Annotated in this window: 11 protein-coding genes; 5 read left to right on the forward strand and 6 right to left on the reverse strand. The window is 34.9% G+C overall.

Annotated elements, in window-relative coordinates; all coding sequences use genetic code 11:
• Window positions 1-83 precede the first annotated feature (83 nt).
• The 5 genes from B0X80_RS01680 to B0X80_RS01700 are packed head-to-tail and all read left to right on the forward strand — an operon-like array spanning window position 84 to window position 5,300.
• Window positions 84-1,613: an ABC transporter substrate-binding protein gene (locus B0X80_RS01680; RefSeq protein ID WP_245825359.1), complete on the forward strand. Its 1,530-nt coding sequence runs from the start codon at window positions 84-86 to the stop codon at window positions 1,611-1,613.
• Window positions 1,613-2,641, forward strand: coding sequence for an ABC transporter permease (locus tag B0X80_RS01685; protein ID WP_077338096.1), 1,029 nt, complete (start codon window positions 1,613-1,615; stop codon window positions 2,639-2,641). Before B0X80_RS01680 ends, B0X80_RS01685 begins: the two co-directional genes overlap by 1 nt.
• The gene (locus tag B0X80_RS01690) at window positions 2,631-3,524 is read left to right on the forward strand and encodes an ABC transporter permease subunit (RefSeq protein ID WP_077338097.1); all 894 of its coding nucleotides are present in this window, start codon (window positions 2,631-2,633) and stop codon (window positions 3,522-3,524) included. The genes B0X80_RS01685 and B0X80_RS01690 overlap by 11 nt, the downstream gene beginning before the upstream one ends.
• The gene (locus B0X80_RS01695) at window positions 3,524-4,513 is read left to right on the forward strand and encodes a peptide ABC transporter ATP-binding protein (RefSeq protein ID WP_077338098.1); all 990 of its coding nucleotides are present in this window, start codon (window positions 3,524-3,526) and stop codon (window positions 4,511-4,513) included. The genes B0X80_RS01690 and B0X80_RS01695 overlap by 1 nt, the downstream gene beginning before the upstream one ends.
• Window position 4,514: 1 nt before the next feature.
• Window positions 4,515-5,300, forward strand: coding sequence for a peptide ABC transporter ATP-binding protein (locus B0X80_RS01700; protein WP_077338099.1), 786 nt, complete (start codon window positions 4,515-4,517; stop codon window positions 5,298-5,300).
• A 66-nt stretch (window positions 5,301-5,366) separates the two neighbouring features.
• On the opposite strand, the gene B0X80_RS01705 is transcribed toward B0X80_RS01700, so the two are convergent.
• The 6 genes from B0X80_RS01705 to tig form a co-directional block, all read right to left on the reverse strand.
• Window positions 5,367-7,271 carry a SurA N-terminal domain-containing protein gene (locus B0X80_RS01705; RefSeq protein ID WP_077338100.1) on the reverse strand — a complete coding sequence of 635 codons (1,905 nt, stop codon included), beginning with the start codon at window positions 7,269-7,271 and terminating at the stop codon, window positions 5,367-5,369.
• 326 nt (window positions 7,272-7,597) lie between these two features.
• Complete coding sequence (hupB, locus tag B0X80_RS01710) at window positions 7,598-7,870, reverse strand: nucleoid-associated protein HU-beta (RefSeq protein WP_076418188.1); 273 nt, start codon at window positions 7,868-7,870, stop codon at window positions 7,598-7,600.
• A 314-nt stretch (window positions 7,871-8,184) separates the two neighbouring features.
• Window positions 8,185-10,533: an endopeptidase La gene (lon, locus tag B0X80_RS01715; RefSeq protein WP_077338101.1), complete on the reverse strand. Its 2,349-nt coding sequence runs from the start codon at window positions 10,531-10,533 to the stop codon at window positions 8,185-8,187.
• 151 nt (window positions 10,534-10,684) lie between these two features.
• Window positions 10,685-11,962, reverse strand: coding sequence for an ATP-dependent protease ATP-binding subunit ClpX (gene clpX / locus B0X80_RS01720; protein WP_077338102.1), 1,278 nt, complete (start codon window positions 11,960-11,962; stop codon window positions 10,685-10,687).
• A gap of 91 nt (window positions 11,963-12,053) precedes the next feature.
• Entirely contained in the window at window positions 12,054-12,689 is a 636-nt protein-coding gene (clpP, locus tag B0X80_RS01725; protein WP_076418191.1) for an ATP-dependent Clp endopeptidase proteolytic subunit ClpP, read from the reverse strand.
• A gap of 88 nt (window positions 12,690-12,777) precedes the next feature.
• A complete protein-coding gene (gene tig / locus B0X80_RS01730) occupies window positions 12,778-14,085 on the reverse strand; it encodes a trigger factor (protein ID WP_077338103.1) in 1,308 nt (435 codons plus the stop codon).
• Window positions 14,086-14,288: the final 203 nt, after the last annotated feature.

Genomic DNA, 14,288 nt, shown 5'->3' on the forward strand with positions numbered 1-14,288 from the left:
CATTCAATCCCATAATATATTTTTTAACACTACCTTTTCTTAGCGTCCTATTACAAGGATGCAACGATGAAGACACCACATTATTGAGTACTAAAAGTATCATATACTGCAGCGAAGGGTCTCCTGAAGGCTTTAACCCTCAAACGGTTACTTCTGGTGTAACAACTGACGCCACATCTAATCAATTATACAATCGTTTAGTTGCTTACAGTGGCGATGAACATGAAATATCACCTTCCCTTGCAAAATCTTGGCACATAACTAAAGACGGTAAAAAAGTCACTTTTTATTTACGTAAAGATGTAGAGTTTCATCATACAAGTTACTTTACGCCTTCAAGAAAGCTTAATGCTGAAGATGTGATATTTTCTTTTAACAGAATATTAAATGTAGAACACGAATACCATGAAGTATCAGGTGGATTATATCCATTCTTTCAAAGTATTGAATTCAATTCTTTAGTCACTAACATAGAAAAAATAAATGAATTTACAGTTCGTTTTACTTTAAGCAGACCTGATAGTTCTTTTTTAGCAAATTTAGCAACCGACTTCGCCGTAATACTGTCGGCTGAATACGCGCAATATCTATCTGAATTAGATTCTCACCAGCAAATAGATTTATTACCTATAGGTACAGGCCCATTCAAATACAAAGAATATAGAGCAGGCTCTTTTATTCGCTACTTAGCCAATGAAAACTATTGGCAGAAAAAAATAAATATTGAACAATTAATCTTTGACATAACACCTAGTAACACAGGTAGGCTGACTAAGTTACTCGCAAAAGAGTGCGATATTGTAGCGTACCCCATAGCCCATAAAAAAATTATTGAACGCCCAGATCTAATATTAAATGAAATAACATCATTTAATATTGGCTATTTAGGCTTTAATACCAACAAACCTCCCTTTAACAATAAATTAGTACGTAAAGCTATTTCGTATGCCATTAATAAAGAAGCTATCATCGATACGGTTTACTTTGGCAAAGCAGAAGTAGCTAACACAATAATACCGCCAACATCATGGGCATATGATGCCCATATACCTCAACAGGAATATTCCATCGCTAAAGCCATCAGTACATTAAATGAAGCAGGCTATCCTGACGGTTTTACTATGAATTTGTGGGCTATGCCTATACAGAGGCCCTATAACCCAGATGCACTCACTATGGCAAAATTAATAGCCAATGATTTAAAAAAAATAGGAATAACAGTCAATATTATTCATAAATATGAATGGAGTACGTTTTTACAATTAATAACAGAGGGACAACATCAGGCTGTATTACTAGGTTGGACAGCAGATCATCCTGATCCTGATAATTTTTTTACTCCGTTGTTAAGCTGTCCTTCTTCAAAACAAGGTCGTACTGGCACTTTTTGGTGTAGCAAAGAATTTGATAAACTTATTAGTCAATCGTTACAAACTACTGATTTAAATAAACGAAAAAAATATTATAAAAATGCATTAAAAATTATTGAAGATGAGGTACCACTTATTCCTATTGCTCATTCTAAAAGATTTCAAGCGCGTGACAAAAAAATATCAGGACAATTGTTAAAATCATTTGGCGGAATTAATTTTGTAGAGGTAAATAAAAACTAATGTTGGTATTTACTTTAAGACGGCTAAACCTTTTTATATTCACTTTCATTATGCTAACGGCCTTATCCTTTAGCTTAAGCTTTTTATTTCCAGGGGATGCGCTTACCAACTTAACAGGCCAAATCAATGCAAGCCCTGAACAGCGAGCATTATTAGCAGAAGAATATCAATACAACAGTCATATTATTAAACAGTACTGGGCTTATTTAACGCACTTATTTGATGGTGATTTCGGTATTTCAATTGCCAGTCACCTTCCTATTTCTTCTGAAATAATGAACCTATTACCGGCAACAATAGAATTAAGTGTTGTCGCTTTATTTATCGCTATGGCGATTGGTATTCCTATCGGTTTTCTTGCAGCGATTAACCATGAAAAAATACCAGATCAAGCCATATTATTTGTATCTATGTTAGGGTATTCCATTCCTATCTTTTGGCTAGGATTATTAGCTATTTTAATTTTTTCGATTCAATTAGGCTGGCTACCTTCTGCAGGTCGAATCAGCTTAGTTTATGAAATAAAACATATTACAGGTATTCAATTTTTTGATATTTTATTAAGTGACAGCGAATATAAATGGCAAGCCTTTCAGAATGCAACGTTACATATAATAATGCCAGCAAGTGTTGTTGCTATAGCTCCGATGACTATTTTTATTAGACTAGCAAGAACCTCTATGCTTGAAGTATTGGACTCTAGCTATATCACTGCAGCTAAAGCTAAAGGGTTAACTTTTTGGCAAATTATTTATCGCCATGCTATTCGAAACTCCTTAGTAAATGTGATCAGGCATGTAGGATTACAATTTGCAAATTTAGTCACATTAGCAATGGTAACTGAGGTTATTTTCAGCTGGCCCGGTATTGGGAGATGGCTAATAGAAAGTATATTTCAAAGAGACTATACCGCGATACAAGGTGGACTTTTAGCGTTATCGAGCTTCATATTTATTGTACATATATTAACAGATTTTATTTACGCCGCATTAAATCCACTAGCAAGAGATCGTAAACATGGCGCGTGAGAATATATACCAAGAAGAAGAGTTTCCCTCTCCACTCCAACAACTATGGTACAAGTTCAAAGCAAAGCCAATGATAATGTTGGCTTTCAGTTGTTTTTTAGCCTTGGTGTTTTTAGCAATATTTGCACCTATAATAACGCCCTTTTCTTCATCTCAAACTCATTTAGAGTTTATATTACTGCCTCCAGCATGGAATGATGATGGTAATGTCAGTTTTTTATTAGGCACAGATCAACTAGGTAGAGACATGTTATCCATGCTAATGCATGGTGCTTCTTTTACCTTTGGTTTAAGTTTTATAATTGTTATAACCTCTGCAGTTATTGGGGTAGTCATTGGTTCTCTATCAGCATTAACGTCAGGGTTTAAATCAAGTTTTCTTAATCATTTTTTAGATGTTATCTTATCTATTCCTTCACTTTTACTCGCTATTGTTATTGTTGCCATATTAGGAACAGGATTAAGCAATACTGTTTTAGCCATTATTATTGTACTCATACCTCAATTTATTCATACAACAAGAAATGAAGTAAAAAGAGAGTTTGCAAAAGATTATGTGCTAGCTTCAAAACTCGATGGTGCAAGTTCTTTACGAATATTACAGTATTCTATTTTTCCAAATATTATTGAAAAAATAATAACACAAGCGACCCTTGCTCAATCGGCAGCTATTCTAGACATTGCGGCTTTAGGTTTTTTAGGGCTAGGAGCAGCAACTTATATACCTGAATGGGGTACCATGGTTTCTAATGGTATTGATTTATTTTATATAGCGCCATGGACTGTTTACTTTCCAGGGCTAGCCATATTATTTTCAGTTATAGTAACCAACCTTGTTGGTGAAGGATTGCGCCATGCGTTAAAGCAGAGAAAGGAATACTAATGAATTTACTTGATATTAGAAACCTTTCAATAGTTATGCTATCTGGAAATAAAAAAATTGTCGCTGTTGACCGTGTTTCACTTGTGATGAAAGAAGGTGAATTACGTGGTTTAGTAGGAGAGTCTGGTTCTGGAAAGTCTTTACTTGCTCAGGCAATAATAGGTGTATTAGATGAAAAATGGATAGTTGATGCTGACAGGTTCCACTGGCGTGGTAATGATCTAATGCGATTATCAATAGCAGAAAGGAAAAAAATAATTTCAAAAGACATTGCTATGATTTTCCAAGAGCCCATGTCGTGCTTAGATCCAACAACAACCATCGGAGAACAGTTAGAGGAAGCTGTTGACGATAAGCAACTAACCGGCTTTTTTTGGCAGAAAAAGAAACAAAGAAAACTCGCTGCCATTACGTTATTACATAAAGTAGGTATAAAAAAACATACCGAGTGTACTCGAAGTTACCCCCACCAACTAACAGAAGCTCTGTGTCAGCGGGTTATGATTGCAATGGCTCTTGCTAGGCGCCCTATACTTCTTATTGCTGACGAACCAACAGCGGCTATGGAAAGTACTAACCAAGGTCAAATCTTTCGTTTATTAGCCAGTTTAAATCAATTAAAAAACATGTCCGTTTTATTAATCAGCCATGATCTAGAAAACATGGCACACTGGACTAAAAGAATTACAGTGATGTATAGCGGTCAATTTGTTGAAGCAGGAACTACAGAGCAAATATTTACAACCCCTTTTCATCCATATACTAAAGCCTTGGTAGAAAGTACTTCTCATGCCAGTTTAACACTAGAGCCAAAATCAAAGTTATCAGCATTACCTGGAAGTATACCTATTTTACAACATTTACCAATAGGCTGCCGTTTAGGCCCAAGATGCCCTAGAGCACAACAAGCATGTGTAAATGCACCAAAAGCTAAAAATTATCATGGCCATATCGTTAGTTGCCATTACTCATTAAAGGACACATATTAAATTGATCCCTTTACTTAATGTTAACAAACTATCAAAAGAATTTAAAAAGCCCGGCTACGTTTTTAATAGGAAGAAACATACAGCCCTATATCCTATTTCATTTAATATACATGCCTATAAAACGTTAGCGATTGTTGGAGAATCAGGCTCGGGGAAATCAACCCTTGCTAAATTATTAGTAGGTGCTGAAAAACCTACTTCTGGTGAAATAAAACTTAATGGGCAGCTTCTACAAGCAGGTAACTTTAAACAACGGTGCCAACATATTAGAATGATATTTCAGGATTCAAGTACAACTTTGAATCCTAGCTTAACCATTCAACAGTTATTAGATGAACCCTTAAAGCTCAATACTAACTTAGATGAATTAGAGCGTTCTCAGTTAATCAGCGAAACTTTACAACAAGTAGGGTTATTATCAGATCATATGAATTTTTACCCTCACATGTTTTCAGGCGGCCAAAAACAAAGAATTTCGCTTGCGCGTGCGATTATACTAAAGCCACAAGTCATTATACTTGACGAAGCATTAGCATCTTTAGATCCATCCCTACGCTCCCAAATGATTAATTTATTACTCGATATACAAGAACAAATGGGGCTGGCATTTATATTAATTTCTCATAATTTAGGCATAGTGAAGCATTTTAGTGATGATATTATTGTTTTAAACAAAGGAAAAGTTATAGAGGAAGGGAAAACACTCGACGTATTATCTGCCCCACAGAAAAAATATACGAAAAAATTTATTATGAGCCAACAATTTCAACTTTTATCCCGCCAATAACTTCTATTAAGCATAAAAAAAGCTGCATTAAGCAGCTTTTTTATTATCCATTTAAAGTTAATATATTTAGTTTACTGATGTAACTAAAGAGTTCTTAGTTATTGAAGCATTAGCCTTTAATGCCTCTACATAACTTAAATAAGCAGATTGTGCTAATTGATTTACTTGCTGGTTTTCAATGTTAGCATCTAAATTTCCTTCAGCTGCATTAACGGCTTGCACTTCAATTAAAGCAAAACCACCATTTGATAAATCAGATAATCCGGCTGACACAGAACCTTCTTTAGGGTGTGCTAAAGTAAATGCTTTATCTACAATTGAGCGTTCAATATCAGTTGCAAAGCGCGCTAAATCAGCTTTAGTCTCAAAACTAGTGCCATATTGTACTAGTTTATCTGAAATATCAGATCCAGATTTTAGTTCAGCTAATAAAGCATCTACTGTGCTTTGAGCTTCTTCCTTAGCTTTCTGTGCGACTAAAGTTGATTTAATCGCTTCTGTAACTTCATCTAGAGATTTAACGTTAGCTGTTTGGTGTTCGTTTAAACGCATAACAATCGCCATTGAGTCACTTATTTCAATAACATCAGAGTTAAGATTTTCTGTAAGTACTAAATCAGAAAACGCAGCGTCTATTGCTTTAGGGTTTTCGAACGGTGCAGAATTACCCGCGCGCGATAACCAATCAGAGGTCATTATTTTCGCTTTAACTGCTTCAGCTGCATCATCTAAGCTATCCGGAAATTCAAAGCTTACACGCGCCATTTCTTGTTGCAGTACAAAGAACTCTTCTTGAGCTTTTTGATTACTTACTGTTACTTTCAATTCTTCAAATACATCGCTTAGCGGTTGTGTTTCTTCTGCTTTAAGATCCGTTAATTTAATAATATGGAAACCATATTCAGTTTTAACAACATTACTTACATCACCCACACCGTTTAAAGCAAAGGCTTGTTCGTCAAATATTTCATCCATTGAACCACGCTCTAACCAATCTAAGTCACCACCATTTTCACCACTAAAAGTATCTGCTGAATATTTTTTAGCTAATTCGGCAAAGTCTTCACCTGCATTTATTTTAGCAAGTATTGACTCAGCTTCAGCTTTGGCTTTAGCTTCATCATCGTCGTTAATTTCGATTAAAATATGAGAGATTTTGCGTTGTTCTTCTTGACGGAAATCTTTAATATTTTCGTCATAGTAAGCTTTCACATCCTCATCAGAAACCATTACATCTTTTGCAATATCAGCCACATTCAAAGCAATATAATTAACTTTAACTTTTTCTTGATTCATAAAACGCGCTTGGTTTTCTTGATAGAAATTTTTAATTTCTTCTTCTGTCACTTCAATTGAACTTTTAAATTGCTCTAAATCAATAGTGGCGAATCGAATATCACGTTTTTGATTTTGTAATTTTGCAGCCATACTACTTTGGTACGGTAATGCAAATTCACTTGCGACTAATGCTTGAGTTAATTGGCGACGACTCATTTCTAATCGTAAATAATCTCTAAAATCCGAAGACTGATAAAAACCTGCTTGGTTAATTAGTGCTAAATAACGATTGTTATCAAATACACCGTCAATTTGAAATTCAGGCATAGTACGAATTGTTTCTTTAATTCGCTCATCAGAAACTTTAATAGATAAGTTAGCTGAATTTTGATCAACTAAACGCTCGTTAATTAAGTTATCAACAATACCGTTTCTAAAGTTAGCCATATAGGTTTGATCAGCAGCTAGGTTTTCAAACATTTCACCGAACTGTTGTTGCATTCTATTCCTTTGTGCTTGGTATGCTTTATTGAAATCTTGCTGAGTAATTTTCTCACCATTTACATCCGCAACAGAAGTATCTGTAGAATTTGTATAACTACCAATTCCAGCTAATGCAAAAGTCAAAATTACTAAACCAAGAATAATCTTAGCTGCCATACCTTGAGAACTTTCTCTAATATTTTCTAACATTTCTCTCTCTTATTACACCGAGTGCTTATTTCAAATTTTAATTAAATTATTTTCTATTATGATACTTAATTAAATCTGTTGATCATTTGCGCGTGATTTTAACAGAATGAACACACGCCTTGAAGCTAGATTAAAAGATAAATGTAAAATATTTTTTATCTAGAAATGCACTTTTAGTTATTCTGAATACCATTCAACTTAAATACTTACTTTATTTGCCTTAATGCGCTAAATAATTAAGCGGAATGATATTACTATAATTTAAAATTTATATAACAAAAAACCACCTAAAAAGGTGGTTTTTTCATTCAACTATATAACTGTGACTAGTTACATGCATCTTTTAATGCTTTACCAGCTTTGAAAGATGGAATTTTAGCTGCAGCAATTTCGATTGTAGCACCTGTTTGAGGATTACGGCCTGTACGAGCTGCGCGGTCACGCACAGAGAAAGTACCAAATCCAACTAGCGCTACTTGATCGCCACCCTTTAATTCTTCTGTAACAGCTTCGATAAAAGAGTCTAATGCACGACCCGCAGCTGCTTTAGAGATATCAGCACCAGCTGCAATTTTTTCGATTAGTTGAGATTTATTCACAGTTTTCCCCTTCAATTGTTATTATTCCAGCGCTATCATTTGTTTGTAGCGTCCTGCAAAAGCATTTTATAGCAAGCTTTTTTTTGAACATCAAGCACTGAGTTAAAGAAATTTAAATTTAGATAATAGATTTAAAAGACTTTCTATTATCTCGACTAGAACCCCTATCTATATTGGGGTTCCACCTTTTCAGCGTTGTTAACTTACCACAGTTTCAGCGTTTGAAAAGCTAAAATTTCACTTTTTTTCATTTTTTTTTACTTTTTTACGCTTTTTTGGGCATTTTATTCAAAAAATGCCCAAAATCCACTACGTTAACTTTTTAATTTCACCTTATCAATTGGGTTTTCAAGTGCAATATCTAACACCTCTTCAATCCATTTAACAGGGTGAATAGATAAATCAGCAATTACATTTTCAGGAATTTCTTTTAAATCGCGTTCATTATCTTTAGGAATTATCACTGTTTTAATTCCGCCACGGTGAGCAGCAAGTAGTTTTTCTTTTAAACCGCCTATAGCTAAAACTTCACCTCGTAGCGTTATTTCACCTGTCATTGCAACTTCGGCCTTCACAGGGTTTCCCGTTAAACTAGAAACTAAAGCGGTACACATACCAACACCTGCACTTGGACCATCTTTAGGTGTAGCACCTTCAGGAACATGAACGTGTATATCACGCTTTTCGTGAAAATCTTCATTAATTCTAAACTTCTCGGTTCTACTCCTAACAACTGTCATAGCGGCCTGAATAGATTCTTGCATAACATCGCCTAATGAGCCGGTATAGGTAAGCTTACCTTTGCCTGGAACTGAAGCCGTTTCAATAGTCAGTAATTCACCACCAACAGATGTCCATGCTAAACCCGTTACAAGTCCTACACGATTTTGTTCATCTGCTTTACCGTAATCAAAACGTTGTACGCCTAGATATTCAGATAAATTATCTTGATTGATAACAACACTTTTAAGTTTTTTATCTAATAAAATAGCTTTGACGGCTTTTCTACAAAGTTTAGAAATATCTCTTTCTAAACTACGTACACCCGCTTCACGAGTGTAATAACGAATAATGCCAATAATTGCGCTGTCTTCGATGGTAATTTCACTTTCTTTTAAACCATTGCGCTCTATTTGTTTTTTAAGAAGATGACTTTTAGCAATATTTAATTTTTCATCTTCTGTATAACCTGATAAACGAATAACTTCCATACGGTCAAGTAATGGGCCTGGAATATCCATGCTATTCGATGTAGCAACAAACATTACATCAGATAAATCATAATCAACTTCTAAGTAATGATCATTAAAGCTACTGTTTTGTTCAGGGTCTAAAACCTCTAAAAGTGCTGAAGCTGGATCTCCTCTCATATCAGAGGCCATTTTATCTATTTCATCTAATAAGAATAATGGATTTTTAACACCTACTTTTGCAATTTTTTGAATAAGCTTGCCTGGTAAAGACCCTATGTAAGTTCTTCTATGCCCTCTAATCTCAGCTTCATCTCTCACACCACCTAAAGCCATGCGTACATATTTACGCCCCGTAGATCGAGCGATAGATTGTCCTAATGACGTTTTACCTACACCAGGAGGACCAACTAAACATAAAATAGGTCCTTTTAATGAAGTAACTCTTTGCTGAACGGCTAAATACTCTAAAATACGTTCTTTTACTTTATCTAAACCGTAATGGTCTTGATCTAAAACTTCTTCAGCTAATGCTAAATTACGTTTAAGTTTACTTTTCTTTTTCCAAGGTACACTTGTCATCCAATCAATATAACTACGTACTACTGTAGCTTCGGCTGACATTGGTGACATCATTTGTAATTTTTTAGCCTCAGCTAACGTTTTTTCTTTAGCTTCTTTAGGCATTTGAGCATCATCAATTTTTTTATTAATTAATTCCGCTTCATCAGGAGTATCTTCCATATCACCTAGCTCTTTTTGAATGGCTTTCATTTGCTCATTCAAATAGTATTCACGCTGGCTTTTTTCCATTTGTTTTTTAACACGTGTACGAATTTTCTTTTCTACTTGAAGAAGATCAATTTCGCCTTCCATTAACCCCATTAAATATTCTAATCGCTCTGAAATATTGACGATTTCCAATACTTTTTGTTTATCCTCTAATTTAAGAGGCATATGAGCAGCCATCGTATCAGCAAGCTGTTCTGGATCATCAATACCCGCAACGGAGGTTAATACCTCTGGAGGTATTTTTTTATTAAGTTTTACGTAACCTTCAAATTGTGAGATAGCAGATCGAACCAGTACCTCGCTATTTTCAACATCACTATCAGTTGTTTGAAGAAAATCAATATTCGCAGTAAAGTATTCTTCAGTTTCCACAAACTCAGAAATTTTAGCTCTTTTAACCCCTTCAACAAGTACTTTTACAGTGCCATCAGGAAGCTTTAACATTTGTAAAATAGAAGCAACCGTACCTGTTTGGTAGACATCGTTAAAAGAAGGATCATCAATAGCCGCATCTTTTTGTGCAACTAAAAATATTTGTTTATCCTTTTCATTAGCGATATCTAAACAACGAATTGATTTCTCTCTGCCCACAAATAGTGGGATCACCATTTGTGGGTATACAACAACATCACGTAAGGCCAGTACTGGAATTTCAGGTACGCCAGATAACTCATCGCTCATAGATTACTCTCTCGGGAATTAGTATGAAGAATTTACACTTAAAAAGTATATGGGGATTATAGTAAAGCTTTCAACAGCCAAATAAAAAAAAGAGCCACTAGAGCTCTTTTTTATTTAGTTTCAAACAACTATTTAACTTTATTTGTTAGGGCTATTCTGAAACGGCCTGTTCTTGCTGTGTTTCGTAAATCACAATAGGTTTGGATTCACCTTTAATGACTGTTTCATCAACAACCACTTTGCTTGCATTTTCTAGAGATGGTAATTCGTACATAGTTTCAAGTAATACACTTTCAACAATTGAACGTAAACCACGAGCTCCTGTTTTACGAACCATAGCTTTATTCGCAATAGCTAATAAAGCATCTTTTCTAAACTCTAACTCAACACCTTCCATATCAAAAAGCGCTATAAATTGTTTAGTTAATGCATTTTTAGGCTCTTGTAATATTTGAATTAGCGCGTCTTCATCAAGTTCAGTTAAAGTTGCAACAACAGGTAGACGACCTATAAATTCAGGGATCAAGCCATATTTCACAAGATCTTGTGGCTCAACTTCTTTAAATCGCTCTGTAAGTGATTTTTCAGTATCTTTACCACGAACTTCAGCGCCAAAACCAATACCTGTACCTGTTTGACAGCGTTGCTCAACAACTTTATCAAGACCAGCAAAAGCCCCACCACAAATAAATAATATTTTTGAGGTATCAACTTGTAAAAACTCTTGTTGTGGGTGCTTGCGGCCGCCTTGAGGTGGCACAGAAGCAATAGTACCTTCAACCAGTTTTAATAATGCTTGTTGAACACCTTCACCGGAAACATCTCGAGTAATGGATGGATTATCAGACTTTCTAGATATTTTATCAATTTCATCAATATAGACGATACCACGCTGTGCTTTTTCAACGTCGTAATCACATTTCTGTAATAATTTTTGAATAATATTTTCTACGTCTTCACCTACATAACCGGCTTCAGTCAATGTTGTTGCATCAGCCATAGTAAATGGAACATCTAATAATCTGGCTAGTGTTTCAGCCAATAATGTTTTACCACTACCTGTAGGGCCTATCAGCAATATGTTACTTTTACCTAATTCAACTCCATTATGGGAGTCTCCATTACGTAAACGTTTATAGTGATTATATACAGCTACAGACAACACTTTTTTGGCATGGTCTTGTCCAATAACATAATCATCAAGACTTTCTCTGATCTCTATTGGAGTAGGTAATTTTTCTTTATCTTGCTTTGGCGAAATTTCTTTAATTTCTTCACGAATAATATCGTTACACAGCTCAACACATTCGTCACAAACAAATACAGATGGTCCTGCAATAAGCTTACGTACTTCGTGCTGACTTTTTCCACAAAATGAACAATACAGCAACTTGCCGTTATCACCGTCACCTTTAGTTATATCGGTCATACGGTACCTCTAATTCTATAATTTGAATTTACTTATACATTTAAGTATTTAATCACTTTTGCAAAAAAGTGATATACGATAAAAGATAAAATTATTTATCTTGTCTTTGCTCTAATATGGCGTCAACTAATCCATATTCAACTGCACTTTCTGCACTTAAGAAATTATCACGGTCAGTATCTACTGACACTTTTTCTATTGGTTGACCTGTATGGTCAGCCATTAAACGATTCATTTTCTCTTTAATATAAAGAATTTCTTTAGCATGAATTTCAAAGTCAGATGCTTGCCCTTGGAAACCACCTAGAGGTTGATGAATCATCACTCGAGCATTAGGTAAACAATAACGTTTCCCTTTTTCTCCGCCTGATAATAAAAATGCCCCCATGCTTGCAGCTTGACCAATACATACTGTACTTACATTCGGTTTAATAAACTTCATGGTATCGTAAATAGCCATACCTGCAGTAACAGAACCACCCGGTGAATTTATATAAAGAAAAATATCTTTTTCTGGGCTTTCTGATTCTAAAAAAAGAAGCTGAGCAACAATAAGGTTAGCCATATGGTCTTCAACTTGACCACATAAAAATATTACTCTTTCTTTTAAAAGACGAGAATAAATATCATATGAACGTTCACCTTTTGGTGTTTGTTCAACAACCATTGGTACCAAAGCGTTTTCAGTAACACTTGTTAAATTTTGAGAAGTATGAGAAGTAAACAACAGATTGTCCTTAGATTAAAAAAATGGCTTGTATGTTTCCATACAAGCCATTTAAGCGATTGCTTGATAAAATGTCAATCTAAAAGGCTTATTTTCCTTCAGGATTCATTATATCTTTGAAACTTGCTTTCTTTTCTTTAACTTTTGCACTTGCAAGAACAACTTCAACAGCTTGCTCTTCTAATGCAACATTTTGCATTTGTTGATTAAGCTCTTTGTTCGTTGTGTAATATTCAATCACTTCTTTTGGATCTTCATAAGCAGATGCCGCTGATGCAATAAGCTCATTTACCTTATTTTCATCAACTTTTAATTCATTTACTTTGATCACTTCACCTAATAATAAACCTGTTTTCACACGTTTTTTAGCTTGCTCTTCAAACATTTCTGCAGGCAGCTCAGGTAAGTTGTTAGGATCCATTTGACCAGCAAAGCGTTGCATGGCTTGTTGGCGTAAAACGTCAACTTCTTGAGCAATTAATGATGCAGGAATATCAACATCATGAGCTTCTAGCAACCCATCAATAACTTGCTCTTTAACTTTAGCTTTAACCGCTTGAGTTAATTCACGTGACATGTTTTTGCTTACTTCTTCACGTAACGCCTCAACACCACCTTCTTCTACACCAAAAAGCTTCGCAAACTCTTCATCAACATCAGGTACTACTGGCCCTTCAGTTTTATGAACAATAATATCAAATTCAGCTTCTTTGCCTTTTAAGTTTTCAGCGTGGTAATCATCAGGGAAAGTGACTTTAATCGTTTTCTCTTCACCGACTTTCATACCGATGATATCAGTTTCAAAACCTGGGATCATACGACCTGCGCCTAGTTCAAGTTCAAAACCTTCAGCCTTACCACCTTCGAAATCTTCACCGTCAATACGACCAGTAAAATCGATAGTTAGTTTATCGCCTTTTTTACTTTTACGCTTATTTTCTTTCCACGTTTTATGTTGATTTTGTAACGTAACAAACATTTCTTCTAAATCTTTATCTGTTACTTCAACTTTTGGTTTTTCAACTTTAATTGCACCTAAATCATTTAACTTAATTTCAGGATACACTTCAAAAGTCGCTTCAAATTCTAATGCTTTACCTTCTTCATTACTTTTAGCAACAAAGTTTGGTCTTCCAGCAGGGTTAATTTTCTCTGCTACAATCGCATCAACAAAATTACGCTGCATAAGCTCACCAGCTACTTCTTGACGTACAGACTTTCCGTAACGCTTTTGAATAACTGATGGTGGAACTTTACCCGGACGAAATCCGTTAATTCGTTGTGTTTTAGCTATATGACGAAGACGATTTTTAACTTCAACATCTACTGATTCTGCAGGAACAGAAATCGTTAAACGACGTTCCAAACCTTGTGTAGTCTCAACTGAAACTTGCATTTAATTACCTCAAAACTTAGCGTTTAGTACGCTATCAATAACTCACCTAAATACAGTAAACAAACAATAACAAGTAGAGTTTGCTTTTAATCTCCCTAAAATTAATAGCGAAGCTTAAAATTACAAATAAAGATGTTCAGATTAAAAATTATGACGCGAAATTATAGCGATGCTCATAGCAATAGTCGAGCGTATAAACAATT

The sequence above is a fragment of the Pseudocolwellia agarivorans genome, assembly GCF_002000085.1.
In the GTDB taxonomy this organism is placed as follows: domain Bacteria; phylum Pseudomonadota; class Gammaproteobacteria; order Enterobacterales; family Alteromonadaceae; genus Pseudocolwellia; species Pseudocolwellia agarivorans.

Coding starts and splice junctions, on each gene's coding strand:
- B0X80_RS01685 (WP_077338096.1), top strand. CDS start 1,613: ATGTTGGTATTTACTTTAAGACGGCTAAACCTTTTTATATTCACTTTC.
- B0X80_RS01705 (WP_077338100.1), bottom strand. CDS start 7,271: ATGTTAGAAAATATTAGAGAAAGTTCTCAAGGTATGGCAGCTAAGATT.
- tig (WP_077338103.1), bottom strand. CDS start 14,085: ATGCAAGTTTCAGTTGAGACTACACAAGGTTTGGAACGTCGTTTAACG.
- B0X80_RS01695 (WP_077338098.1), top strand. CDS start 3,524: ATGAATTTACTTGATATTAGAAACCTTTCAATAGTTATGCTATCTGGA.
- B0X80_RS01690 (WP_077338097.1), top strand. CDS start 2,631: ATGGCGCGTGAGAATATATACCAAGAAGAAGAGTTTCCCTCTCCACTC.
- clpX (WP_077338102.1), bottom strand. CDS start 11,962: ATGACCGATATAACTAAAGGTGACGGTGATAACGGCAAGTTGCTGTAT.
- lon (WP_077338101.1), bottom strand. CDS start 10,533: ATGAGCGATGAGTTATCTGGCGTACCTGAAATTCCAGTACTGGCCTTA.